General features: G+C 59.4%; 21 protein-coding genes and 2 pseudogenes. 20 read left to right on the top strand and 3 right to left on the bottom strand.

Annotated features, from left to right (window positions below; genetic code table 11):
* The 14 genes and pseudogenes from EOA27_RS01170 to terL form a co-directional block, all read left to right on the top strand.
* Positions 1–542 (top strand): GMC oxidoreductase (locus EOA27_RS01170; RefSeq protein ID WP_245491007.1); only part of this gene is annotated, 542 nt, incomplete at its 5' end.
* A gap of 7 nt (positions 543–549) precedes the next feature.
* Positions 550–1449, top strand: a complete 900-nt coding sequence (locus EOA27_RS01165) for an NAD(P)-dependent oxidoreductase (protein WP_127255262.1) — start codon at positions 550–552, stop codon at positions 1447–1449.
* A 346-nt stretch (positions 1450–1795) separates the two neighbouring features.
* Positions 1796–2773 carry an NAD-dependent epimerase/dehydratase family protein gene (locus EOA27_RS01160; protein WP_189343270.1) on the top strand — a complete coding sequence of 326 codons (978 nt, stop codon included), beginning with the start codon at positions 1796–1798 and terminating at the stop codon, positions 2771–2773.
* Positions 2773–4695 (top strand): HAD-IIIA family hydrolase, encoded by a 1923-nt coding sequence (locus tag EOA27_RS01155; protein ID WP_145970240.1) that lies wholly within the window; start codon positions 2773–2775, stop codon positions 4693–4695. Before EOA27_RS01160 ends, EOA27_RS01155 begins: the two co-directional genes overlap by 1 nt.
* Entirely contained in the window at positions 4692–5693 is a 1002-nt protein-coding gene (locus tag EOA27_RS01150) for a GHMP kinase (protein ID WP_126079491.1), read from the top strand. The genes EOA27_RS01155 and EOA27_RS01150 overlap by 4 nt, the downstream gene beginning before the upstream one ends.
* Positions 5690–6397: an SIS domain-containing protein gene (locus EOA27_RS01145; protein ID WP_126079492.1), complete on the top strand. Its 708-nt coding sequence runs from the start codon at positions 5690–5692 to the stop codon at positions 6395–6397. Before EOA27_RS01150 ends, EOA27_RS01145 begins: the two co-directional genes overlap by 4 nt.
* The gene (locus EOA27_RS01140) at positions 6357–6749 is read left to right on the top strand and encodes a hypothetical protein (RefSeq protein ID WP_126079493.1); all 393 of its coding nucleotides are present in this window, start codon (positions 6357–6359) and stop codon (positions 6747–6749) included. Before EOA27_RS01145 ends, EOA27_RS01140 begins: the two co-directional genes overlap by 41 nt.
* A gap of 1020 nt (positions 6750–7769) precedes the next feature.
* Positions 7770–9413 carry a glycoside hydrolase family 16 protein gene (locus tag EOA27_RS01135; RefSeq protein ID WP_189343271.1) on the top strand — a complete coding sequence of 548 codons (1644 nt, stop codon included), beginning with the start codon at positions 7770–7772 and terminating at the stop codon, positions 9411–9413.
* Between the two features lie 108 nt (positions 9414–9521).
* The gene (locus tag EOA27_RS01130; RefSeq protein ID WP_189343272.1) at positions 9522–12164 is read left to right on the top strand and encodes a type I secretion system permease/ATPase; all 2643 of its coding nucleotides are present in this window, start codon (positions 9522–9524) and stop codon (positions 12162–12164) included.
* Positions 12151–13575 (top strand): HlyD family type I secretion periplasmic adaptor subunit, encoded by a 1425-nt coding sequence (locus EOA27_RS01125; RefSeq protein ID WP_126079495.1) that lies wholly within the window; start codon positions 12151–12153, stop codon positions 13573–13575. The genes EOA27_RS01130 and EOA27_RS01125 overlap by 14 nt, the downstream gene beginning before the upstream one ends.
* A gap of 317 nt (positions 13576–13892) precedes the next feature.
* A pseudogene (locus EOA27_RS41860) lies at positions 13893–14153 on the top strand (phosphomannomutase/phosphoglucomutase); the annotation flags it as partial.
* Between the two features lie 58 nt (positions 14154–14211).
* Positions 14212–16509 (top strand): annotated as a pseudogene (locus tag EOA27_RS01115) (AGE family epimerase/isomerase).
* Positions 16510–17315: 806 nt separating this feature from the next.
* Complete coding sequence (locus tag EOA27_RS40420; protein WP_189561939.1) at positions 17316–17591, top strand: hypothetical protein; 276 nt, start codon at positions 17316–17318, stop codon at positions 17589–17591.
* Between the two features lie 134 nt (positions 17592–17725).
* Positions 17726–18793 (top strand): phage terminase large subunit, encoded by a 1068-nt coding sequence (gene terL / locus EOA27_RS01105; RefSeq protein ID WP_189561938.1) that lies wholly within the window; start codon positions 17726–17728, stop codon positions 18791–18793.
* A 405-nt stretch (positions 18794–19198) separates the two neighbouring features.
* Here the strand turns inward: terL and EOA27_RS01100 are convergent, their stop codons facing one another.
* A complete protein-coding gene (locus EOA27_RS01100; protein WP_126079498.1) occupies positions 19199–19651 on the bottom strand; it encodes a YidB family protein in 453 nt (150 codons plus the stop codon).
* 740 nt (positions 19652–20391) lie between these two features.
* Here EOA27_RS01100 and EOA27_RS01090 point away from each other — a divergent pair.
* Positions 20392–20628: a hypothetical protein gene (locus EOA27_RS01090; protein WP_126079500.1), complete on the top strand. Its 237-nt coding sequence runs from the start codon at positions 20392–20394 to the stop codon at positions 20626–20628.
* Positions 20629–20887: 259 nt separating this feature from the next.
* Positions 20888–21109 carry a hypothetical protein gene (locus EOA27_RS01085; protein WP_126079501.1) on the top strand — a complete coding sequence of 74 codons (222 nt, stop codon included), beginning with the start codon at positions 20888–20890 and terminating at the stop codon, positions 21107–21109.
* Between the two features lie 459 nt (positions 21110–21568).
* Here the strand turns inward: EOA27_RS01085 and EOA27_RS01080 are convergent, their stop codons facing one another.
* A complete protein-coding gene (locus EOA27_RS01080) occupies positions 21569–21841 on the bottom strand; it encodes a DUF768 domain-containing protein (protein WP_126079502.1) in 273 nt (90 codons plus the stop codon).
* A 223-nt stretch (positions 21842–22064) separates the two neighbouring features.
* A complete protein-coding gene (locus EOA27_RS01075; RefSeq protein ID WP_126079503.1) occupies positions 22065–22373 on the bottom strand; it encodes a hypothetical protein in 309 nt (102 codons plus the stop codon).
* Positions 22374–22696: 323 nt separating this feature from the next.
* Between EOA27_RS01075 and EOA27_RS01070 the strand changes: the two genes are divergently transcribed.
* The 4 genes from EOA27_RS01070 (at position 22697) to EOA27_RS01055 (ending at position 24039) form a co-directional block, all read left to right on the top strand.
* Positions 22697–22999 carry a hypothetical protein gene (locus EOA27_RS01070; RefSeq protein ID WP_126079504.1) on the top strand — a complete coding sequence of 101 codons (303 nt, stop codon included), beginning with the start codon at positions 22697–22699 and terminating at the stop codon, positions 22997–22999.
* Between the two features lie 118 nt (positions 23000–23117).
* A complete protein-coding gene (locus EOA27_RS01065) occupies positions 23118–23309 on the top strand; it encodes a hypothetical protein (protein WP_126079505.1) in 192 nt (63 codons plus the stop codon).
* A 51-nt stretch (positions 23310–23360) separates the two neighbouring features.
* Entirely contained in the window at positions 23361–23603 is a 243-nt protein-coding gene (locus EOA27_RS01060) for a hypothetical protein (protein ID WP_126079506.1), read from the top strand.
* Between the two features lie 148 nt (positions 23604–23751).
* On the top strand, positions 23752–24039 hold the full coding sequence (locus EOA27_RS01055) for a hypothetical protein (protein ID WP_126079507.1): 288 nt from the start codon (positions 23752–23754) through the stop codon (positions 24037–24039).
* The last annotated feature ends 1019 nt before the right edge of the window (positions 24040–25058 follow it).

Here is a 25058-nt window from a genome sequence, read left to right as displayed (position 1 = left end):
ATCAGGCATATTACGATGCGCTTCCCGGTTTCCTCAAACACCGCGCCGCCGCCTTCGCGACCGATCGGCTGCTCAGCCGGTTGACGGTAGGCCTGGGCTACTTGCCGTCCTGGGCGTCACCCAAGATCCGAGTGAGCGCCCAGCTGTCCGCAGCAGCTCCTGACGAGCTCCCCCAGATCACTCTCACTTCGGAGGGCTTCAGCGAGGCCAAGGTCAGGGGCAAATGCGTGCCTCCAATGCTGCCTGACGTGATAAGCCGGATCCGCAGGGCGGCACCTTACCTTGACTTGTGGCCAGTCACGCCGCGGATGCTGTGGTCGGGCGGAGCCAAAAGCTACCACTTTGGCGGCAGCTTTCCTCACGCCAATGAGCCGGATTCCGGGAGTGCGACGACAGACCGCCTTGGGCGGCTGGCGCGCTGGGACCGGATCCATCTCATCGACGGGTCGGTTTTCCCAAATGTTCCGGCTACCACCTTTACGCTGACGGTGATGGCCAATTCGCATCGCATCGCCCGCGAAGCGATGCAGCTGACGGCTTGAGCGTTCGATGCGGGTCGGTATCACCGGAGCGAACGGATATGTCGGGACCATCCTGCGCGCCGCCTTCGCCGAACAAGGGCATAAGGTCATCGCCTTCGCCCGTCCGAACCGGGTGGCCTCCGAATCTGCCGCCAGCGTCGCCGAGTGGCGCCCATATGAGATCAAGCGCCCGCCGTCAGGGGCCGCATTCAGCGACCTGGATGTGCTCATCCACGGTGCATGGGACCTGACCCTCGTCAGCGCCGGCGATGTGTGGGGCACCAATGTGTCAGGCTCGCAGCACCTCCTCCGCAATGTCGCCGCCGCAGGGGTTCGCCGGGTTATTTTTATCTCCTCGATGTCCGCCTATAAGGGAACCCAACAGTTGTACGGTCAGGCGAAACTGGCCTGCGAGCGCACGGCGGGCAGTCTGGGAGCTGTCTCCACCCGGCTCGGCCTAGTGTACGGCCCCGGTTGGGGCGGGATGGCAGGCGCGCTCCGCAAGCTCACCACGCTGCCGGTTACACCTCTCATCGGGGCGCAATCCCATCAGTTCATGGTGCATGAGGCGGACATGGCAGCCGCTATGGTGCGTATTGCCGAGTCGGACATGCCCCTGCCGGAACCGGTAGGGCTGGCCAACCCCGAACCGGTGCCGTTCCGACGGCTCATGAACGAGATCGCCGCATCGCAAGGCAGAACACTGCGTGCCGTCGCCGTGCCCTGGCAGCTTGTCAGTGGCGCCCTCAAGGCAGCTGAGGCGGTGCATGTCCCCCTGCCCTTCCGATCCGACTCCATCCTCGGGCTCGTGCGCCCGGCGCGAGAGGTTCCCGGCGTAGAGCGGCTCAAGCAGCTCGGTATCGAGTTTCGGAGCTTCTCGGTGGATGGCGACCGCCCCTCATCCGGGACATTGCGTCGGTATGCTTAGTCGAGGGCCAGTTCGATCCGACAGAGACGCAAACGGCGAGATTGTGCGGCCGGCACGACCGCCAGAATCCGCAGCAGCGTCGCCCCACAGCGGGCGCGATGCGATTCAGTCCGGATCAGCAAAATGGGGCTACCCCCGAGGAATAATCGCGGATCGAAGAAAACCATGCAATGATTCACAGAGACGCAAGAGACGCATGACCTCAAAGACGGGCGCAGAGCTTAATGCCGAGCCCCGGTCGAACTCGCGGCTGTCCAGCGGTGAAGGCTCGCAAACGGAAGTCATTGCAGAATCCGGAAGACTTTGGCGCGAAAGCTTGCGCACAAGAGGCTAAGGGGCAATCCGATTGGTTGAACCGCGCGCCATCTTCATATCGGGAGTGGCCGGCTTTGTAGGAAGCAGGCTTGCACGGATCTTTATTGATCGTGGATATTCGGTCTTTGGCTTTGACAACCTGTCGCGAGGTTCTCGGGAAAACCTGAACGAGCTTCTTACGCATGAGAGGTTCATTTTTGAGAAAGTGGATCTCTCAGACGCGGCTGCGGTGAGAAGCCGCTTTATGAACTGTCACAGTCGCATTCCGATTTCCGAAGTCTGGCACATGGCTGCCAATTCGGACATTCCTGCAGGAATCACCGATGCCTCTGTCGATCTGCGCGATACCTTTCTAACGACGTTCAACGTGTTGGACTCAATGAGGGAGGCGGGAGTTCCGTTCCTTGCTTTTGCATCCAGCTCAGCCGTGTACGGCGATTTGGGGGAGGCTCCGATCAGAGAGGATGTCGGGCCGCTGCTGCCGATTTCCAACTACGGCGCCATGAAGCTAGCATCGGAAGCGCTAATCAGCGCGGCCGTCGAGAACTGGTTGGGGCGGGCCTTGATCTTTCGCTTTCCGAACGTGATCGGCATTCCGGCAACACATGGCGTCATTCTGGATTTCGTCAGAAAGCTAAAGATCACACCAAACAAGCTGAACGTTTTGGGATCGGGCCGGCAACGGAAGGCCTATCTTCACGTCAATGATCTGATCGATGCGATCGTCTACCTGCGTGCAAACGCATCCGAACGGCTTGGCTGCTACAATATCGGCCCCGAGGACAAAGGGGTAACCGTCAGCTTCATAGCGGAAACCACTGTCGAGGCTGTCGCACCGGGCGCGGGGATCGAATACGGATTTGAAGATCGCGGTTGGACGGGGGATGTTCCCCGGTTTTCCTATGACGTAGCAAAGCTCCGTGCACTCGGTTGGCGGCCCCAGCTTGGATCGGCCGACGCTGTCCGAAAAGCCGTCGTGGAAATCGTACGGCAGGAAGGACACCCGTGATGCAGGCCGTTGTACTTGCCGGTGGTCTGGGGACACGGCTCAGGGGCCGGATCGGTGATCTGCCCAAGTCGCTGGCCAACATTGGTGGCAAGCCACTTCTCGAGCATCAAATCCTCCTAGCCAAGCAACACGGGATCGAGAGGATCTTGATCCTGGTGAACCACGCAGCCGAGCAAATCGTGGATTTTTGCAATCAGCGCGGGAATTGGGGGATTGAAGTTCGTTGCGTAGATGACGGTGCGCCTCGCGGGACTGCCGGGGCGGTTCTGTCCGTTCTGCATCTGCTCGACGAGGACTTCCTCACGATCTACGGCGACACGATGCTCGACGTCGATCTCACCCGCTTCAAGTGCTTCCATGAAAGACACGAGGCAGCAGCCGCGACTATTTTCACCCATCCGAATGATCACCCGCATGATTCCGATCTGATCGAGACGTCGGAAGATGGCGTGGTTACCGCGTTCCATCCATATCCACACGATCCCGGTTGCTTTTATCCCAACAAAGTCAGCGCAGCTCTTTACTACATTCGAAGACAAGCCTTGTTCCCGTGGCGCGCCGCGGCAACTCCGCTCGATTTTGGCAAGGATCTCTTTCCTGAAATGCTTCGGGCCGGCGCGGAGATCAGAAGCTATAGCAGCCCTGAGTACATTAAGGACGCGGGAACCCCGGCGAGACTTGACAAGGTCTGCGCCGACCTTGCCTCCGGCCGCATAGCCCGAGCTTCACTCGCTTCTCCGCAGAAAGCAGTATTTTTGGACAGGGACGGGTGCATCAATATCGACGATGGGCATATCGATCGTCCCGAACGCTTCAAACTGATCGAGGGGGCCGCGGCCGCGATCGCCTGTTTCAACCAGGCCGAATACCGGACAATCATCGTCACAAACCAACCCGTTGTGGCGAGAGGAGATTGCTCTGTACGAGACTTGCGGATGATCCATAACAAGATGGAGACCGAGCTTGGCCGCCAGGGGGCTTTTGTCGATGCCATCTATTACTGCCCGCACCATCCAGATCGCGGCTTTGCCGGTGAGGTGGAAGCGCTAAAGGTCCACTGTGAATGCCGCAAGCCCGCCACCGGGTTGGTCGACGAGGCGGTCGAGGCGTTCAATATCGATCGCAGACAATCCTGGGTCATCGGCGATTCCTCTACCGACGTCGCGCTCGCAAAACGGTCCGGCATCAGATCGATCCTGGTCGAGACGGGCGCGGGCGGGCTGGACAGCAAGTATCATGTCATGCCCGACTATACCGTCCCGGATTTGTTCGAGGCTGCCAAGTTCATTCTCACCGTTCATCCGACCTTGGTGGACACGGCATCCGATCTGATCGCGCATGTTAAGCCGGGTGACGTGTGTTTCGTGGCAGGGCTCTCCCGAAGCGGAAAGAGCGTCCTTTCCAGCGCTATCGCCGAGGTACTTCGCGGCCGCGGCTTTGATGCGCAAGTCGTTGCCCTTGATCGCTGGATACGGTCCGCCGCCGATCGCGAAGCAACGGTGATGGGTCGCTACGACATGAACGAGATTAGGAAGGTTGTAAGCCGCCTGGTGGGCGTTCGTTCTCGCGAGACGCTCGATCTGCCCTATTACGAAAAGCTGAGCCGCGTATCGCATCCAAGATCGGAAAAGGTAAGCATTTCTCCGGAAACCGTCCTGGTCGTGGAAGGAGCCGTCGCTCTTTCGCTGTCCGATGTGGTTTTGCCGGGTCGTGCACACACATTCTTCGTTGATATCGATGAGGAGCTGAGGAGGCACCGAGTGACGCGGGAATACTCGCGTCGAGGCGTGGATCGGGAGGCTGCAGCGCGTATCTATAGTTCCCGCCAGGAGGACGAGACACCAATCGTTTTGGCATCGCGGTCGAGCGCCAACCAGTGCGTCCGATTGCGGGCGATCGAGCTGATTGAGGCCGTCGGATGATCATCAGTCAGACGCCGCTTCGAGTGAGCTTCGTGGGAGGTGGCAGCGATCTGCCTGCCTTCTATCGGGAGGAAGGCGGCGCCGTCCTAAGCGTTGCTATCGACAAGTACGTCTACGTGAATGTGAACCGCAAGTTCGATAACGGCACTCGAATCGCTTATTCAAGAACGGAAGAAGTCGACAGCGTCGAGGATATCCAGCATCCGATTGTCAAGGCGACGATGGGATACCTTGGGATATGCGGGGGCATTGAGATAACGACTATTGCCGATATTCCATCCAAGGGCACCGGACTTGGATCATCGAGCGCTTTTACGGTTGGCCTTCTGCACGCGCTGAACGCGTTTCGGGGGCAATATGTCTCGAAGGCAAAGCTCGGCGCCGATAGTTGTTGCATCGAGATCGAACTTTGTGGCGCGCCCATTGGAAGGCAGGATCAATACGCCGCCGCCTTCGGCGGATTGAATCTCATCGAGTTTCACCGCGATGACAGCGTTTCGGTGTCACCGCTCATATGCCCGCGTGATTTCATCGCTTCGATCGAGAAGCAAGTTCTCATGTTCTACACCGGCATTACGCGCAGTGCTTCGGACATTCTCGTGCGACAGTCGGAGTGCATCGCAAGAGCTCCGGACAAGCGCAAAGCGCTCAGGCGGATGGTCGGGCTCACCTATCAGCTTCGTGATGAGCTGCATCGATGCAACCTCGACGCCTTCGGCGAAATCCTCCACGAGAACTGGCTCTTAAAAAAGAGCCTCTCTGAGGAAATCACGAACGATGCAATCGATCACTGGTACCAGACCGCGATGCGGGCGGGTGCCACGGGCGGCAAGCTGCTGGGAGCAGGTGCAGGAGGTTTTCTCATGTTCTTCGCACCTCTCGATCGCCACGACGCAATCAAAGCGGCCCTTAGGGACCTGAAGCACTTCCCTGTCAAGTTCGACTTCGCCGGGAGCCGCATCGTTCACTATCAACCGACATCGGAGTCCATCCAATGAAGCATTTTGGCGGCAGTACTCAATCAACCGACATCGGAGCCCGCCCAATAAAAAATCTTGGCGGCAGTGCTCAAGCCTATTTCAAGAAACTCGAGATCGTCCTGGCTTCATTGGACCACGAAAGCATCGATAATGCAGTGGCCTTGGTCGCGCAGGCACAGGAGGATGGCAAGCAGATAATCACGCTTGGAAATGGTGGCAGTTCGCTCACGGCGCTGCATTTCATCACGGACTGGAACAAGAGCATCTATCTTTCCACGAAGCGCCCGTTTCGTGGCCGGACGCTGATCGACAATGTGGGCCTTACGTTTGCATACGCGAACGATGTTTCTTTCCAGGATGTGTTCGTCGAGCAGCTAAAGAACATCCTGAACGAGGGCGACTTGGTCATCGCGATTTCGGGAAGCGGAAATTCGGAAAACGTTCTGCGTGCCGTTCGATACGCCAATGATCATGCCGCAGTTACGCTAGGGCTTTGCGGATATGGCGGAGGAACGCTCAGGCAGATCGCCCAACATGTGGTTTGGGTCAATGTGAATGACATGCAAATTGCGGAGGACATACATTCCATGTTCGGGCATGTCGTCATGCAGCGTCTTTGTCTTGCGGGTACACAAAAGTGGAGCGATCGGCGAGAGCGGCGCAGCGCTGCTGGCGGCTTCAATGCAAATCCAGCTGGCGCCGAGACGAGCTGGCAATCCTGATCGAGAACAAGCGATGCAGCATTATCGGCTCTACGTTCTGGACGACCGCGGCCAGTTCAAGGGCGGCATCAACCTTACCTGCATAGACGACGTTGCGGCGAAAGAGCAGGCCAGGCTGTTAGCAGATGGCCACGAAGTGGAGCTTTGGCGACTCGTTGCGCGGTTCAAATCTGACAATCCGCGGAGCCGTCCCGCGGCGACGAAGCGCATGCGCGCCGTGGCGCCACGCTCCAGCCATTTCAACAAGGTACCCAAGCATTCGCACTCTCCCCTTGGATGCGGTTGCGCGTCTTGGCGCTGCTCAGATCTTGATAATATGATCCCGATTCAGGCACTTTGGCATTGCGATTGAACGGCTGCGCGGCGCTGTAGAGACCGCGCTCGATCACGATACCAGCCAGCGGATGACGCGGGCATTGCGGCTGCGTGGCTAGCGACGTGACGCAGTGACATTTATAGAGACTGGAACGTGGTCAACGCCTTAACGGCTGAGCTCGGCCAAGCACATCGGCGCGCAAATGGTGGTCGAACATCCGGCCGGGTGCGACAACAGGCTCGAAGGCTCGTCAGCGATGCGCCATCGCAAGACATCCCACCCATCCCTTTCGACTACCTCAAATGCGAACGACCCGCGCGAGCCAACGGGCACCCAAAGCGACCGCAACATTTAAACCGACAGATACGATCGTGGCAGGCCATCTGGGAGGGTGCCCCGGCGCGGTCCGTTGATCACTTTCCATATTAGAACGTGTTAATAAGTTACATTAGGAATGTGTTAACAATCACCCGCCGAGCCTCATTCTCGCCGCAAATCGTAGTATGGTCGCCTGTGTCATATACATCGTCTTCGAATAATTTACGCAGGTACAAGACGGTGTCTGAGCAAGTTTAAATGCGGAAATGCCTGTGTTTACTTAGGGGTGCGGGCGGAATGAGAACAAAAAAGACGCAATGAACTAAGGGACTACTGTGCTTATACTTAATAGCAAGCTCGGCGGCGCGCCCGCCGGGAGACATGCGGTCGACTTCAATTCGGCTGCGGCTCAAATCGTTGAAAGCCTTGTGCGCGTTGGCAGCGACACCGTACACGGGTTCAGGGGCGAGAACCTGACAAGCATTCCCGTCGACAAGACTCGTCTTCGATGGTGAAATCAACGTTGAGCCCGCTCGACATCAGTGTCTGGGGCGAAGACACCCAAATCTCCGCTACTTTGTAATCAGTCGCGTTGCCTATGCGAGTTTGAAATCAGTTCTCGTAGCCCAGCTACGAGTTTGAAATCAGTTCGCGTTGCCTAGCTGCGCGTGCGACGTCTCACGCACTTTGGCGATGCGCGGCAGTGAATTTTTTTCAACGCCCAAGAAGGATCACGGAATGACTCTTTCCGCACCAACAGGCTTTGCCTCGAGCGACCTCGTCTATGAGGAAAACTTCTCCGGCACGGCGCTCGACAGCGATTGGCATACCTATATCACCAGCAATGCCGCCAACGGCTGGGCCTGGAATAGCAATGGGTCGGGAGGAAGCACGCCGGGCGGCCCATATAATGCCGACTATGATATGCCGAGCCAGGTGTCGGTGAGCAACGGGACCTTGGATCTCACGGCGATCAAACAGCCCATCAGCGGCATAAATCAGGGTGGGGTGGCACAGACATTCCCGATCACGTCCGGCGCCGTCAGCAGCTACGGCAACTTCGAATTCAACGGCGGCTACCTTCAGATCAGCATGAAGGCGCCGAGCGGCGGAGGCGCATGGCCAGGCCTCTGGCTGATGCCCGGCGACGGCGCGGGCAGCAGCGGCGACAATTTCGAGCTCGATATACAGGAGGGTGGATTTACCGGTTCTGGGCCGGCGGACAACAATTTCTCCTGGCACCTCCACGGACCGTCAGGGTGGGTCGGCGACACCATCGACAGCGGCATCAACCTCACGGGCGGCTTCCACACCTACGGCATCAACTGGGTGCCTGGTGAATCGATCACCTGGTATCTGGACGGGCAACAAATGGCGCAAGTGACCAGCGCACAGGTCGCGATCCCGGATGAACCGATGCAATTGATGATGAACATGGGGGTCGCGAATTCGAACGCGAGCGGATGGCATACGGCTCTGGATGGTTCGACCCCATCGTCGATGCAAATGCAGATCGACGGGGTTCAGCTTTATCAGAAGGCGGGCAGCGGCGACACCGTCACGGGTGCCAACGTCGCTCCCTCGACGACGTCATCGATCCAGACCCCTACGACAGCACCAACCACCCCAACGACCTCGACGACTCCAACCACCCCAACGAGACCAACCACCCCGTCAGTGATCGCGCCGGTCCTCACCATCGCCGACCCAACGCTCGACGTGAACGGGCTGGGCGGTACGGTCGACCTCGGGGTCAAGGTGACAACGACCGACCCCAACGATCTCGTGACCGTGATGGTGACGGGCTTGCCTAAGTACGAGACGATCACCGACAAACTCGACGGCAAGACGTTCAGTGGCAAGAGTATCACCTTGACGGCCGCGCAGGTCGACAGCGGATTGACGCTGCAATCGAACTACAGGGGCGCGGCTCATCCGGTTGCGACACTCACGCTGACGGCAACGGCGAAGGATCCGGCCACAGGCGCCGTCTCGACAGCCTCGCCGCAGACCATCGCCGTAACGGATCCTCGGCCTGCCGCCACCACGACTTCGCCGCGGGTGATCGCCCAGACGGATCATGAGCATGCTCCCGCTAGGTCGCTAGCGTCCTTGTCAACCCGGCGCTTTGCTTGGCTGAACGAGCACAGGGACTTGGTCGCCGGCACCGCTAAGACCTTGGCGTCGCAAAACATTACTATGGCGGATCATCCGCTTGCGTCCGGCACGAGTAGAGCGTCCCTCGCAAGCCAGAGTTTTGCGCTGCTGAACCAGTACCTGGCCGGCAACTCTGGCCACGTCGATCACGGTCAGATCGTGGCGTCCTTGTCGAATGGAACCAACTGGAATCACGACTCGTACCTGACCAGACCGCAACATTGATCGCCTCCGCACCCAGGGGCTCCAGCGCCTGGGTGCGGCACCGTCAAGTTTGTGAATCTGAGAAGGAACATCGAACGCGGACGCGTATCCGCGAAGGGTTAAGCCAGAATGGCGATGCAGAACGAGAATGCCCACGCCGCAGACTTTGGACTTCGAGCCCTGGCTCTGTTCCTTCGCTTTCATGGCGTGAACGTTAAGCCCGACCAGATCCGCGATCGCTGTGGCGGCGGCGGTGCAATCGGCATCCGCGCGATGCTTCGTTGCGCCCGCGAGTTCGGGCTCAAGGTCGGTTCGCGCAAGACACAGTGGAAACAACTTGCGGATATCCGGTTGCCCGGCATCGCTTCACTGCATGATGGTGGATTTCTGCTTCTCGGAAAGGTCAGCGACAAAGGCGCGGTTGTGCTGCATCCACCCTCTTCAAATGCGAAGCTGATCACGCGAGCGGAATTCGAAGCAATGTGGGACGGCCGTTTGATCTTGGCTGGATCACAGAACGTCGCGCAGCGGGCGCTCCATGCCCTTATTGGCCGTGGGCGTGATCTGGTACGGCGCGCCAGCAGTACCTTGATGCGTGTTCGTTTCGCCGATCGACGCGATGAGGCCGCCCAGACGGCGGGCACTGCGTCTGAGTGCGGCGATGACCCAAGGCTCGTCGCCTTGGCGATATTGCTGCGTTGCCATGGCATCGCGGCCGAGCCGGACCAAATTCGGCATCGCATGGGCGCGGCGCGAGTGGGCGTTACCGAAGTGCTGCGCTGTGCAAAAGATTTCGGACTCAAGGCTCGGGCACAGAGGACGAGCTGGAATCGGCTTGCGGTTACTCCGCTGCCGGGAATCGCCGTGCTTCGGGACGGTGGATTCCTGATCCTCGGCAAAGTCGTCGACGACAAGCTCCTCGTTCAGCGCCCATCGTCGCCGCAACCCATTACAATGAGCCAGGCCGAACTTGAGTCCATCTGGGACGGCGATATCATCCTGATGACCCGGCGCGCTGCCCTTACGGACCTGTCCCGGCGGTTTGACATCGGCTGGTTTCTCGGCGCGGTCCACAAATATCGCCATCTTCTCGGCGAAGTGCTGATCGCGTCATTCTTCCTTCAGGTCTTTGCCCTCATCTCGCCCCTGTTCTTCCAGGTGGTCATCGACAAGGTGCTCGTGCATCGAAGCATGAGCACGCTCGACGTCCTGGTCGCGGGCCTTATCGCGCTGACCGTTTTCGAAACTGTTCTCGGCACGCTGCGCGTCTATCTGTTCGCGCACACGACGAACCGCATCGACGTCGAGCTCGGCGCCCGGCTGTTTCGTCACCTGATGGCGTTGCCGATCGCATATTTCCAGACACGCCGCGTCGGGGATTCAGTCGCACGCGTCCGCGAGCTCGAGAATATCCGGCAGTTCCTGACGAGCTCGGCGCTCACGCTTGTCATTGATCTCGTCTTCACCGTCGTTTTCCTTGCGGTGATGTTCTATTACACAACTCCGTTGACTCTGATCGTCCTGTCGTCGTTCCCATTCTACATCGGCATTTCTGCGGGAGCTGCGCCGCTGTTTCGCCGGCGCCTCGATGAGAAGTTCGATCGCGGCTCGGAGAATCAAGCTTTTCTGGTCGAGACCGTGACGGGCGTCGAGACGCTGAAGGCCATGGCGGTCGAGCCGCAGATGCAGCGCCGCTGGGAGGAGCAGCTCGCCGCCTATGTGACCGCAAGCTTCCGCGTGCTCAGCCTGAACAATACTGCGAGCCAGGCGGTGCAGATGATCAACAAGCTGGTCGTCGCCGCAACCCTTTACTTCGGCGCCAAGCTCGTGATCGGCGGCGACCTGACCGTCGGCGAGCTCGTCGCATTCAATATGCTGGCCGGGCGCGTGAGCATGCCGGTGCTGCGGCTCGCGCAGATCTGGCAGGATTTCCATCAGGCCCGCCTGTCGATCGATCGCCTTGGCGATATCCTCAACACCATTCCCGAGCCAAGCTTCAATCCTGGCCGCGCCGCATTGCCGGCAATCCGCGGGCAGGTGACATTCGAGCATGCGACTTTCCGCTACCGGGTCGACGGCCCCGAGGTGCTGCACGATGTCTCGTTCAGCGTCGAGCCCGGTCAGGTTATCGGCATCGTGGGCTCCTCGGGGTCAGGCAAGAGCACCGTCGCCAAGCTGATACAGCGGCTCTATGTGCCGGAGAGCGGACGCGTGCTGGTCGATGGCGTCGATCTGGCGATGGTCGACCTAACCTGGCTTCGACGCCAGATAGGTGTCGTCTTGCAAGAGAACGTGCTCTTCAACCGATCCATTCGCGAGAACATCGCGCTCGCTGATCCGGCTATGCCGATGGACCGCGTCATTGCAGCGGCATCGCTGGCCGGCGCTCACGACTTCATCCTCGAGCTGCCGGAGGGATATGACACCATCGTGGGCGAACGCGGCAGCAGTCTTTCCGGCGGGCAGCGCCAGCGTGTCGCAATCGCTCGGGCACTCATTGCCGATCCGCGCATCCTTATCCTCGATGAGGCGACCAGCGCCCTGGACTACGAAAGCGAGCGCGCCATTCAGCAGAACATGAAACGAATCTCTGCAGGCCGAACCGTCTTCGTCATCGCTCATCGGCTCTCGACCGTGCGCCACGCGAACCGGATCATCACGATAGAGCATGGCCGTATCGTCGAGGATGGTACCCATGATGACCTGATCCGCTCGAACGGGCGTTACGCAAACCTCCACTATCTGCAGGCTGGCATCCATGAAGTCCGCTAGCCGAAACATCGTCCCATTTCCGAGAGCCCAAGTTCGCCGCCACGAGCACGAAGTAGCGTTCCTGCCGGCAGCGCTCGAAATCACCGAAACGCCACCGTCGCCGATCGGTCGCGCGATCGCGGCGAGTATCGTCGCAGTCTTCTGCGTCACGCTGATTTGGGCGTCGTTAGGCAGCATCGATATCGTCGCAACGGCGACGGGCAAGATCGTGCCAGACGGGCGCACCAAGCTGATTCAGCCGTTCGAGACGGGCATTGTCCGCGCCATCAATATACGCGATGGACAGAACGTGAAGGCCGGTGACGTGCTGATCGAGCTCGACCCGACCATGACGGAAGCCGACCAGCAGCGCCAGAGAAGTGATCTCCTTTCGGCCGAACTCGACGTCGCCCGGCTGCGCGCCGCGCTCGCCGAGGATCCACTTGCGGCCTTCCGGCCGCCGCAGGGCGCGAGCGCAGTGGACATCGAGATGCATCGTCAGTTTCTGATCAGTCAGGTCGCCGAACAGAACGCCAAGCTCGCGGAGATCGAGCGCCAGCAGAATCAGAGAGAAGCGGAACGATCAACGACCTTGGCAAGCGTCGCGAAGCTCCAGGCTACAACACCGGTGCTGCAGGAGCGAGTCGATATTCGCAAAAAGCTCGTCGACAACGCGCTTGCTTCGAAGGTCGACTATCTCTCCGAGTATCAGGAGTTGGTCGGCCTTCAGCAGGATCTCAACCTGCAGCAGAGCCGGCTGCGCGAAGCCGATGCAGCCATCGCGGTGCTAAGGGAAACGAGAGAAAAGACCGTCGCGGAGTATCGGCGCGCGACCTATGACGCACTCGCGAAAGCCGACCAAAGGGTTGAGAGTGCCGAGCAGGAGGAGACCAAGGCAGAGCAGCGCACGAAGTTCCAACGATTGACCGCGCCGGTCGACGGCGTCGTACAACAACTCGCCGTTCACACGATAGGAGGCGTGGTCACGCCTGCTCAGCCGCTGGCCGTGGTGGTTCCGAGCGAGAGCCATCTCGAAATCGAGGCCATGCTCTCCAACCGAGATATCGGATTCGTCCACCCGGGACAGAAGACAGAAATCAAGGTCGACACATTCAACTTCACCCGCTACGGGCTTCTTCATGGAGAAGTGCTCAGCGTGTCACCGGACGCCATACCTCGCGAGAGGCAGAGCGGTTCGAACGACCGCGCATCGGGCGCAGAGCAGAGCGACAGTGAGCCGAGGGGTCAGGAACTGGAATATGCCGCGCGCGTTTCGCTTGACCGTGCGTACATGCAGGTGGACGACAAGCTCGTCAAGCTCAGTCCGGGCATGGCGGTGACGATCGAGATCAAGACTGGCGCGCGCAGTATCATTGGCTACTTTCTCTCGCCGCTGGCGAAATACAAACACGAAGCGCTGCGAGACCGTTAAGAAAGCGCACGAGACATCCTTGCGGCCGTCGCAGGGGTGCTTCAATAGGATGGGGGCAAACCGGGGCATTCGGACTACCCCAATTCATGAAGAGAGCTTAGGCTACACAGCGTGCTAGGATCGTTCCGTGCGCAATTGCGGATGGAAACGTGACGCTCAACCTAGTCGGTCAAGCCAAGTCGAACATATTCGCCTTCGAAACCAGCGCTCTCGTCAAAGCCACTGGCTTCCGGGAATGCGACACGTGTTGGTGGTTGGGGCATCCAGGCTCCGAGAAAGAGCCCGAGTTCAATTTGATGGTGGTACAGGCGCTCGGCATGGGGCTCGGCTTCGATGACGACGGCGACCGCGATTGCGACGTCGATGGAGGCCGCGAGATTTTCGCAGACAAGTTTGGCGTCATGCTGGCGCGGAACATCTCCGCGCTGGATCCGAAATCTACGTTCGTCATGGACGTGACGCCGACGGGGCTTTTCATGACGGACCCGGCTCTCGCGCAAAATAATTCCATGAGCGACTACTGGAGGACCGGGCACTCCTGCATCAAAAGGCGTGCTGCCGAGCTCCATGCCATGGCCCTGCGCCGCAATCCAGAAGTCGGCGCCTACAGCCAAACATTCTGAGAGGAACTGGACCATGCCGGGCCGGATCGTATGTTTTGTCATGAGCGGGGGCGTTGGTTCACGGCTATGGCCGCTCTCGCGCGAAGACAATCCCAAGCAATTCCACGACATTTCCGGCGACGGATCCATGCTTGCGAAGACCGTTCGGCCTCAAGGCCCGGTCCGAAGGTGAGACCCCAATCTACCTGATAGCGTCCGAGCGGCATGCCGATCGCGTCATCTCCGACATCAGTCCACTCGGATAGGACGGCGGCAGACCGATTTTCGAGCCAGTTGGCCGCAACACCGCCGCGGCAGTCGCCATAGCAACCCTGCAGACGATCTTCGAGCATGGCTCCGACGCGCTTGTGCTCGTGGTCCCCTCCGATCATGAGATATCAACCGAGGCGCAATTCTGGGAAACCGTCGAGATGGGCCGGCCTGTGGCCGAGTCAGGACGCCTTGTCATATTCGGCATCAAGCCGACACATCCGGAAACCGGGTACGGCTACATCGAGGTTGCGGCAAATGCTGACGGCGTGGCCGCCGTTGCGCGCTTTGTCGAGAAGCCCGATGCCGAGACAGCTCGCCAATATGCGTCTTCGGGGAGGTTCTATTGGAACGCCGGCCTGTTCCTGTTTCGAGCGGACACGATGCGCAGGCATTTCTTGAGTTCCGGCCAGATATCTGGGACAGCGCCGAACGGGCCTATAAGACCGCACGGGACGACGTTTCAGGCATCTACCTACCACGGAGCTTCTACTCAGCTGTCCCGTCGAGTTCGATCGACTACGCCGTCATGGAGCGTGCCCACGACATCGCGATGGTTACGGCCTCCTTCCGCTGGAATGATCTTGGATCGTGGCAATCGCTGCTCGAAGCCAGCCCTGTCGACAGCGACGGCAACGTTGTGATGGGAGATGTCGTCGCGATGGACTGCAGCAGGTCCTACCTTCGAAGCCAGGGCAGGCTGCTGACCGTCGTCGGAATGAAGGATGTGGCGGTGGTGGCAACACCGGACGCGGTATTTGTTGCCCCCGTCAGCCACAGCCAGAACGTCAAGAAGGTTGTCGAGCAGTTGGAGAAGAGCGGACGACTCGAAACCAAGTTCACGGCGTCGGAAGACCGGGTCATCGTCAGTGGGTCATGGCGCAAGCGCGTCGAGCACTGGCTTTTCGACGAAACACTGCCGGTATGGTCCACTGCAGGGGTCGACGATGTGTATGGCGGATTTCATGAGTCGCTCGGTTTTGATGCGAGGCCGCTACGCAAGCCCAAACGCATGCGGACAATGGCACGTCAGATCTACGCTTTCGCGGTGGCCAAGGAACGCGGTTGGCCTGGGCCCGCCGACAAACTTCTCAACCACGGGATCGACTTCATCGCGAAATGCGGTCGTACCGACCGTGGCGGCTGGGTACGCACCCTAAAATGCGACGGCGGCGTGGCTGATCCGGCGGAGGATGCCTACGACCAAGCCTGTGTGCTGCTGGCGCTTGCCCATGCTCATCGATGCGGCCACCAGGATGCCCTACGGCTTGCACAAGAGACATTTCATTTCATCGACACGCATCTCGAGGATGCCAGCCTGAACGGCTTCCTCGAGAGCCCCGTCTGGAGCGGGGTGCGGCTCTCGAACCCTCACATGCACATGCTGGAATCCTTCCTTGCCTGGCATGGCGTCACGGGCGACCGCGCATACCTGCGTCGCGCGGCACGCGTCATCGATCTCTTTCGATGCCATTTCTTCGACCAGGAGAGCTGGACACTTGGAGAACGCTTCGACGTCGATTGGCTGCCGTTGCCGGGAGACGAGGGACAGTGGACCGAACCAGGCCACCATTTCGAATGGGCCTTCCTCCTCGTCGATTTCGCGCGGGCGAGCGGCCAGAAGGACTTAGTTGCGTTTGCGAGAAAGCTCTATTCGTCGGCGGTTGCCAGCGGTTTGAACCGGGCCACGGGTCTGGCCTATGCAGCCGTCTCGCGCCACGGACTGCCCCTCGACCGTCTTTCGCGAAGCTGGCCGCAGTGCGAGGCGATCAAGGCGGCAGTTGCGCTTGATGGTATTGGCGGGCCTGACTTGAAACCCGAGATCGAAGCGCGCGTTGCCCGGCTCTTCAGATGGCATATCGATCCCGCACCACTTGGCTTATGGATCGACAGGATTGATGAGCGCGGAAGGTCAGTAGCGACGGAGGTCCCCGCGAGCATCTTCTACCATCTGGTCACAGCTTTGATGCAGTACCTGGACAAGACCGGGGGACAGGTCGAGGCTTTCCCGCTGCCAGTTTCGGAAACCGGTAAGTCCTCTCTTAGGCAGGTCTACGCCTGACTTGACGGTCCCTCGTCAGGCGGAATGCAGTGCAAGCTCGCTGGGCTGCCGAAGGGCTTCACGCTGCTCGGACTGAAAAGGTCGTTTGGCGCCTATCTTCGTCGAAGTCGAGCCTTCGACCAGCGGCTCATGTATGTATTAGACAGATTGGCAGGCGTAGGCTTCTGCCTCCAGCGCTCAAGCTTTTCGTGCCTGGTCGCCCCTGCTGAGATCCTTCGGGCGCTCATTTTCCGGCGTCACCCCGACGCCATGCGTTGTAAACATTAGCAAATGCTGATACATGGGTGACGGAGCCGGCTGGCTCACAACGGCAGGCTCAAGGCCCGGCAGTCATACCCGCACACCCAAACGGCAAGATTGTCGGGCCGCTTACGGACAAGTCATCCAACGCTTGCGCTGCTCCGGCGTCATAGCGCGGTTTGTAAGCTGAAGATTCCGATCGTCACAGCCGGTCGGTCTGACATTCGCTGCAAAGGATGATCTTGAGCAAGTCCCATGAAGGCATGGCTGGTCTGGCCCGAACCGGCGCACTGGCTCGCCTGCGCGTTGGGTCAGACAGGAATGACGCTCCGATGCTGCAGCGAATTTCATCGCCGACCATTGGTACCCTCCTCTCCGCCCCTATCGAACTCGCCGGCGACTGGGGCCGCATGATCCCTCGTTCCGCCGATTAGATCCTTGAGCGCATGCGCCATGCATGTCTTGACGGTGTCCGCCTCGTCTCCGATCGTCAACCGACAAAGCTCCGCGTCGAGGAGCATACCGCCGGTCCGCCCTCCATATGGCTACATCCTGATGGGAACAGCATGGCATGGATCATCGTCGACATCGGCGAGCGGGACTGGTCGAAGCTTGCCTACCAGTTCGGCCATGAACTCAGCCATGTGACAGCCAACAACTGGCAGGCGGACGCCAAGCCGGCACCTCCTTGCCAGTGGCTCAAGGAGGCGATGGTGGAGGCCCTCGCCGCGTGGTCTGGGACTTTTTGCAAAAAGCTGGAAGACGGACCTGCCCTTTGCCGGCGACAACGCTTTCGGCGACGCCATTGCCGGATATCGCGAGGATATCATCATACGCTATAGCAGGCTCGCCGACAGCCAGGGGCTCGCCCGCGATTCTGCAGCATGGTTCTCCGACAACCGCAGCGCCGTTCGCCCAAGCCAGTCCCTGACCATTCTTGCCCAGTACCATCAGGCTCCGGACAGTGTCGAGGCGCTTGGCGCATTCAACTGCTGGCCAGAGCGCACAGCTGTTCCAGCCAGCCAATATCTCCAACGCTGGAAAGCGAGCTGTGCCGAGTTGCGCGCCTCGACGCAACGGCGGTCAGCTGACTGGCCGCGGCGGCGACATCATCATCGACGATCCCCTGAAGGCGGAGGATGCACATTCCGAAACGGCGCGCAACAAGTGCGCTGAATGGGTCCGAACGACTTTGATGTCGCGCTTCGACAACCCGGCCACCGGCGCCGTTATCCTTGTCATGCAGCGTCTCCATGTCGACGATCTGGCGGGTGTCCTTTTGGAGGCGGGCGGCTGGGATCACCTCAATCTCTCCGCAATTGCCGACGAGGACGCCCGAATTCCAATGAGCGCAAGTCGCTGGCAGGAGCGCAAGATCGGTGACCTGCTCCATCCCGCTCGGCTCGGAATGCCTGAGCTTGACAGGCTTAAGCGCGATCTCGGGTCGCTCACCTTTTCCGCCCAATACCAGCAGTCCCCTGCCCCGGCGGATGGCAACCTCGTCAAACGCGCTTGGTTTCGCTACTACGACCTGGCTCAGTTCGATCGTCGTTCAATGACGATCGTGCAGAGCTGGGATACCGCTCTGAAGGGCGACCCGAGTTGCGACTATTCGGTCGGCTCGACCTGGGCGAAAGACGATACCAAGTACTACCTCCTTGACCTCGTCCGTATTCGAGCGTCTTACCCCGACCTCGTCAAGGTCGTCCGCCAATCCATCGATGAGCACAACCCGGACATCGTCCTGATCGAAGATGCAGGCTCAGGTTCGAGCCTGATCGCGGATCTGGATAGCCAAGCCATCGCCACCACCCCGGTAAAAGCTCGGATCGACAAAGAGGCCCGTTTGATCCGCGCAGCAGCGATGATTGAAAATGGCAGCGTCTACCTGCCGAAAGACGCGCACTGGAAGGACAACTTTATCCTTGAGGTGCTTGCCTTTCCGAACGGCAGGCACGACGACCAGGTCGACTCCATGTCCCAGGCCTTGATCTGGATGAAAGACGACAAGCCGACGGGTGGGTTCTACATCGGGAAGTGCTAGCCGGCCCGTCGAGCGATCGATGTCTGCAAAGGGGCCGAAAGCGGATGGTCAGCTTATGGCGTCGCCCGTCGAATGCGGACAAAAGTGGCCCTTTTTGTAATGAAAAGCCCACCACCGGAGCACAGTGGTGGGCCTGACATGGCACTAGGAATGGAGAGCCGATCTGAGGGACGTTGGATCGGCCGCCCGACACCGAACTACGAGATGCGCCTCGTGTTCCAGCCTAATCGCCCTCGGGCTGCTACGGTGCTGTCGATTTCCTTCTCGACACGTTGTTCTGGTTTGAATACCGGGCGACCCTAGTACATGGCAATCGCCCTTCTGGTGAGCACTGCTTGGCGCCTGGCGGACGGCTGTGCGCTGAGGCGGAGGCAGTTCGGACGACACAGCTCGACTAATGGCCGGCTAGGCCCCGGTACGTGGCGGCACCCGATCAAGAAGAGTAATGTCCTCCGAGCCTGCAGCGGGCATTTCGCCATTCGGAGTCAACTTGTTGATCGCCTCAGGCAAATCACGCGTTATCCTGGCGATCAGTTCATCCCGGGACAAGCCCGTCTGCATTGAAAGCGAAGTCAGCGTTTCATCGTCGATCGCCGTCTCGACCTCTTTCGGCTCGATGGGTTGGTTCGGGCCGGGGCTGACCCAGGAATCCACCTTAGACCCGGCTCCCGCATTCCTGAATCGCTCGACGATATCGCCTAGCGCTGTCCCGGAAACGCCTTTGGATAGTTGGTCCAGTATGCCGCCCTGCGGATTGTTCGGATCGCGACTCCCGCGCAGCAATTCCCCGATCTTGTCGCGATTTTGGTAGGCGAGCACGCCTAATATGGCCACAGCCAATCTGCCCAGATTTGCCATTGATCATCCTCCCAGCAATCACAGGGAAGCAGTTGTGGGCGGAAAGGTTCCGTAGCGGACGAAAAGTAGCCGGCAGCGTGTTGGAGCAAGATCGGCGGCATATCAGCTTCATTAGACAGAAGGCTACGCAGCCAATTGCCTATGATTGAGCCGCTGCCCCGGATATATCGTTCTACACAATCCTCAATTGGTGGACTCCCGCGATATATCGGCAGCTAGTGTGTTCCGCCGTCAGGCCAGAAGGAGGGCATGCCTGCGGAATCCGGGAGGAAACGATGACTGCAAAAAAAGAAGACTACCGCACGAACAGAGCTGACTATCTGCTTGCCGCGAAGAAAGGTCGAGCGACCGCTGATGATGATCGCAATGAGTCACTCGCAAGGGAGATGTGCCAAAAAGACTGGCGCTTAGCCGCGTTGGCCGCAAATCCCTGTAACAGCTTGCCGGAACCGAGGAAGCCAAGCCGCCCGCTTCTGTAAGAGCGGAAACTCGCCTATTTGGGTAAGGCGCCCAGCCCTTCCGCCGCTCCGGCGTCAGAGCATGGTTGTGAACTGCAAGTTCCGATCATCGCGGCCAGCGGCGCGGCATTCGTTGCAATAGTTGATCTTGAGCAGATCCCAATGAAGGCAGGGCTGGCCCGGCCCGAACCGCCTAGCCAATGAGGCGACGTTGAGTACCGCCCCATGGAACAATTTCTGGGCGCTCGGCATTGTTTGTCGAATTCAACGGAGGGCCAGCCAATGTCCATCATTGAAAGCATCACCGGCATCTTCTCATCGAAGGAAGAGCCGAAAAAGGGGCGTGCAAGAAAGGCTGCTGCGCCGAAGAATGCAGCTCCGAAGAAAGCCGCTGTTAAAGCGTCCGCTGCCAAGGAAGCCGGTGCCGCACCGGCGATGTCAGCCCACTCGAAAGACTCTGCCTCAAAGGGTAAGTCAGGGCAGCGCAAGGCGGCCGCCAAAAAGAATGCAGTCCACTGACGAAAGAACCCCGCGAAAGCGGGGTTTCTTTTACAGAACCGCCCGACGCCGGTTAACTCCCCAGGATCTCGGCCCGGCGCCTGCTTTCAGGAATTCACCCTACGAAGGCGCCGGCCGTTCTTAGCGGAGACGGCCAGAGGTCGGAAACGGCAGCTGCGTAGATAGCTCTAAGTTGCGGATTACTTCATGAGCGAAAAAGCCCGTTGCCAATGCCAAGGAGACGGGACAAGCCACCGAGCTCCAACAAGGAAGGGACCACGTGTCCAAAAGCTTTTTCGTCGAAGAGATGGCCGGCGATTTGTCGACCGCAAGCGGCGAAATTACTGCGGAGACGCCTGAAGAGGCCGTCGCCCGCGTGATTAGCGACGCTGTTGTAACGGAAAATTGGGAAGCCGGCGCCGACGAGAAATGGGTCAGAGTGACAGATAGCGAGCGCGGTATAATCTATCGATTTCAAATCCCGCCTAAGACGGCTGACTAGCCGGGCCTGTTCCCTCAATCTGGGTTGCAGAGAGGTACCGCATCCCTGCAATCTCTTCAGGTATCCGTAAGCCGGAGGCCTCCCGACACAAAGTCGTTCGTGCCGCTTCTCTGGAGGCGCAGCGTCCGTCTCCTCCCCGAATGCAAGGACTTCGCTCCTGCCGTTGAACCTCCACGTCCCACGACCGTTGAGCGCGACCAAGACCTATCGCCAGGGAGTGCAAACGACCAAACCGATCGAGAGCTGGAACGATACGTACAAACCAGTTGAGCTTGCCCAGAAATACGGTCTAACAATCGGGCAGGCTAAGATCGTCATCAGTTCCAACGGCCCATCGAGACATGGCTGCGAAGTGGGAGCGGAGGCTTTCCGGAATGCTTTGAAGATGCGGACCGGGCGGAAACCTTCACGTCATCGCTCCGCCGGTCCAAATCCCCGGGCAGGTTGACCCAAACTCCATCAATCGGAGCGAATTGCTTCAAGCACGGCCTGATAAACGCTGCGGGTATCTTCCTCGATTTCGTTGCTGTTGATGCCGTCTGCCACCGCCTTCGCGGTGAGTGCCGCGGTCTGGCTAGTCATCTTCAGTGGCTCTCGGCCGCCGCCGGCGGCTACCTCGCCGGACGTTTGCGAACGAAATGGGTCAACACTCACACGGACGAGGTCTATTTCCGCGATACCGCACATGGCTTTTTGGCGTGGGCCTTGGCGACGCCCAATCACCAGCGCCAATGCGCCAATCAAGGCTGATGTTGCGCTGCCTTGTCGGCGACGGCCTTGGCTTTGTTTTTCGCGTCCTCGATGTTCCCCGAGACCGCATCAACACGCTTCGTGGCGCAGCCTCTTCGCCGATGCAAGGTCGCTCGGCACGTTGTGACGCCACTGTGAACGACGCTTCGGTGTTGCCACCCGTGAGCTTCGGCGGCAAGTCAGTGGAAGAGAAACCGGCCGGCGACTAGATCCGCGTCACCTTGTCGAGATGCAGTCGCAGCCTTTGGCCTTCAGCATAGTTCAGAGCATATTGCTCGCTCACAAAGGTGCGGGCGCTTTCTTTCCCGTCCTCCTGGACGAGGACGTGCCATTCCCCACAAACCTCGGTTATCGAGACGGAATTCACGGTGCAATGCTCTGCGCTATAGGGATTGAGCAACGGTCTCGTCTCAATCAGTAATTCGCGCGACCGCTCGATCGCTTCCTTCGAGCTTGCGATGAGTACGACGTCGAGCGCTGTTTGGTTTGGGCAAGTGGAGACTGGATCGGCCAACGAATTGCTCCCGGTCTGGGTTCAGACAAGAGCGCGGTCGGTGTGTCTCTCAGCCGCCGATGTCCACAAGGTCGTTACCGGCGATAGGTCACTTATGCGCCCGTGCCGCATCGCCACCAACCACATTTGATATGGCAGTAGTCGCACGTTCCATCACAAGAGCCCGTTCGCCTGGGGAGGGTCGAACGGGCTCCGGGGTCTGGGCCCCCGGCTGCGCTGGGACCTCGGCACGAGCTGCGCAGCGAAACACAACAAGGCGGCTGGCGGATTGTTCCATTAGCTGGCGCTTGCGAACCTATCTGCCGCTCCGGCATTGTAATGGCATGGCCAAGGGCAGCATAAAGGTCGGCGACGAGGTCGCCATAACGGCAACCGTGCGCAAGCGCGTGACAGAGGACAGGATCAGCGTTTTGATCCCGTCGTACCATCAACCACATTCGATCGTGGACACCACGCCTCACATCAGCAGCGGGCAGCAGATCGAGATTGTGGGAGAGGTCACACGCGTCGACGAGGACACGGTGACGATCGGCGGCAAGGATCTCGGGATAACGGTCAAGACGAACACTGTGCGGCTGGTGACGAGCCACGTTCCACCTATGAGGAAGGCACCCTCCGCTAACTAGGCAACTTAGTCGCCTGTGGAGCGCCGTTCGCCTAGGTCGGCTCGCGCGCTCGCACCTCTGAGCCGGAACAAGGCCTGGCGATCATCGTTGGAGCGGTGACCGAAACGGGGCGCTATGCATGAAAACCTACCAAGTCGAGGAGATGGCCGGCGAGACGCCGGTTTCCCGTAACACAGTCACCGCCAAGTCGCCGTGGGAGGCTGCGACCCTCAGTACCAAGAAAGAGGTCCAGGCGCGCAGAGAAGAACGGCTATGGGTTCGCGTTACCGAAGAAAGCGGCCGCGCGGTATACAAATACGCGTTCAAATAGCTGCCCTCGCCGGACCGGCGGAACGAGCAAAGGACAGGTGCGTTCCTCTTCATGGTTCTCGCCGACGAGATCGAAATGGTGAAAGGCCATGTGAGGCTGGGTGAGCAGCATCTGCTTCGTCAACACGAACTCATTGCCCAACTGGAGCGGGACAACCTGCCGACACGTCTAGCCATCGAATTGCTCCACCAATTAGAGGACATGCAAGCTCTGCACCGCCTGCATTTATCGCGGCTGCTGCGCATGGCTGTGGATAGTAAGCCCTCGTTCACCATATCAGGGCATCCAAATTAAAGGCGCAAACAGCGCGCCTAATCTGGACCTGCGTCAATTGAGACGCGCCCCACCCAAACGGCGGCCCGACGCTTTCAATCCGGGACCCCAACCAAAGTATGCGTCGGCCGCCAGATTTTTAGGCCTGGGATTTCGCGGGGGCGAGATCATGCAATGGCTGGAGCGAATGAAGGCGGCCATGTCCGCCAGAGAATTTCTGGTAGTGCCGCCCCGGGAAGCCCGCTACGAAAGCGCAGCCTATCGGGCTCAGATGGCGGCTGCTCTATCGGCCGCGATGCCCGACTCTACGTTTACCGTGACGCTTGAGCATCCGCAGCAGCAGGACGAGGAAGATACCTTTGTCGAGCCGAACGGCGTAGTGCTCAATCTGGAGCCGTTTCTACAGCGCGTTGCCGAAGCCCTGGCACCCTTCGTTGCCGACAAGACGCTCAACTAGACTAGCTGGCACCCCAGACACACGATGCCCGGCCTTCGGGGAGTCGGGGGGACTTCGGGCGGACAGGCCGGGCCCTTACCCCGATGAAGTGCGGGGCAGACTCGCATTATGCGCCAGCGTTGATCCCTCGACATTAACAATTTTAGGTATCGCTCACGAAAAGCCCGTCGCAGCTAATAAGCGTGAGCGACGGGCTTTCTGAATTCGTGGCTAACACCCCCGAGGGACCGACCACTGCCTGTAGAACTCGGTGTGATCGCATGTTGTTCCATTTTGCTACGCCATGCGCCCTCGGCGTGCTCCATCGCCTCAAAGATCAGCTCGGCAACGCTATCGACTTCTTCGTTAAATTTCCCTGGGTGAAATGCCTCCGCGTTCGGCCCCCTTCATCAATCAAGCCAGATCGCTCAATGCCACCGGATCATCCGAAATCGGTAGGTGTTCAGCCATCCATCGATATATGAATCGAGCCCCTCGCGTGCTCATCCGGCTATAAGCGAAATAAGCCTATCAGGTTCCGCTTTAGCGATGAGCCCGCATCGAGGGGAACGATGCGGGCTCTATGTCGGGTGATGCAAGCCCGACCGCGACGCCAGCACAGCCTAACCAAAAGATGCGTCGCCGTTATCCGAACCGCCGCCTGGCTGGAATGTTCCAGCAACAAAAAGCCCGCTGGCTGGGAGCTAGCGGGCTGTGCAATCTCCGTGGGTGGGCTGTCAGTCGGACAAGGACCGGCGGCCCCGATGGTCCAGCAACAATGGCTGTGAGCTTCGCCTTGCAACGAGCACAGGCGATCGCTGCGAAACAAAGCGATGGAGCGAGCGTTGTTCTGCTGTTCAACAAGGCTAGCGGCATGCCCACTTTTCATTTTTCCACGTCGACAACGGCGAATTCAACCCCGATGATGAAGGCGTCGATCTTCCCGATCTGGATGCCGCGCGCCTGGAAGCAGTGCGCGCGGCATCCAGATCGGGAAGATCGACGCCTTCATCATCGGGGTTGAATTCGCCGTTGTCGAC

This window comes from Mesorhizobium sp. M2A.F.Ca.ET.037.01.1.1, assembly GCF_003998075.1.
Taxonomy (GTDB): domain Bacteria; phylum Pseudomonadota; class Alphaproteobacteria; order Rhizobiales; family Rhizobiaceae; genus Mesorhizobium.
The sequence above is the reverse complement of the archived record's forward strand: the minus strand, read 5'-3'. Positions and strand labels throughout refer to the sequence as shown.

Excerpts from the sequence above, each read along its gene's own strand:
- EOA27_RS01165 (WP_127255262.1), top strand. The coding sequence starts at position 550 with ATGCGGGTCGGTATCACCGGAGCGAACGGATATGTCGGGACCATCCTG.
- EOA27_RS01155 (WP_145970240.1), top strand. The coding sequence starts at position 2,773 with ATGCAGGCCGTTGTACTTGCCGGTGGTCTGGGGACACGGCTCAGGGGC.
- EOA27_RS01150 (WP_126079491.1), top strand. The coding sequence starts at position 4,692 with ATGATCATCAGTCAGACGCCGCTTCGAGTGAGCTTCGTGGGAGGTGGC.
- EOA27_RS01145 (WP_126079492.1), top strand. The coding sequence starts at position 5,690 with ATGAAGCATTTTGGCGGCAGTACTCAATCAACCGACATCGGAGCCCGC.
- EOA27_RS01140 (WP_126079493.1), top strand. The coding sequence starts at position 6,357 with ATGCAAATCCAGCTGGCGCCGAGACGAGCTGGCAATCCTGATCGAGAA.
- EOA27_RS01135 (WP_189343271.1), top strand. The coding sequence starts at position 7,770 with ATGACTCTTTCCGCACCAACAGGCTTTGCCTCGAGCGACCTCGTCTAT.
- EOA27_RS01130 (WP_189343272.1), top strand. The coding sequence starts at position 9,522 with ATGGCGATGCAGAACGAGAATGCCCACGCCGCAGACTTTGGACTTCGA.
- EOA27_RS01125 (WP_126079495.1), top strand. The coding sequence starts at position 12,151 with ATGAAGTCCGCTAGCCGAAACATCGTCCCATTTCCGAGAGCCCAAGTT.
- EOA27_RS40420 (WP_189561939.1), top strand. The coding sequence starts at position 17,316 with ATGGCATGGATCATCGTCGACATCGGCGAGCGGGACTGGTCGAAGCTT.
- EOA27_RS01100 (WP_126079498.1), bottom strand. The coding sequence starts at position 19,651 with ATGGCAAATCTGGGCAGATTGGCTGTGGCCATATTAGGCGTGCTCGCC.
- EOA27_RS01090 (WP_126079500.1), top strand. The coding sequence starts at position 20,392 with ATGTCCATCATTGAAAGCATCACCGGCATCTTCTCATCGAAGGAAGAG.
- EOA27_RS01070 (WP_126079504.1), top strand. The coding sequence starts at position 22,697 with ATGGCCAAGGGCAGCATAAAGGTCGGCGACGAGGTCGCCATAACGGCA.
- EOA27_RS01065 (WP_126079505.1), top strand. The coding sequence starts at position 23,118 with ATGAAAACCTACCAAGTCGAGGAGATGGCCGGCGAGACGCCGGTTTCC.
- EOA27_RS01060 (WP_126079506.1), top strand. The coding sequence starts at position 23,361 with ATGGTTCTCGCCGACGAGATCGAAATGGTGAAAGGCCATGTGAGGCTG.
- EOA27_RS01055 (WP_126079507.1), top strand. The coding sequence starts at position 23,752 with ATGCAATGGCTGGAGCGAATGAAGGCGGCCATGTCCGCCAGAGAATTT.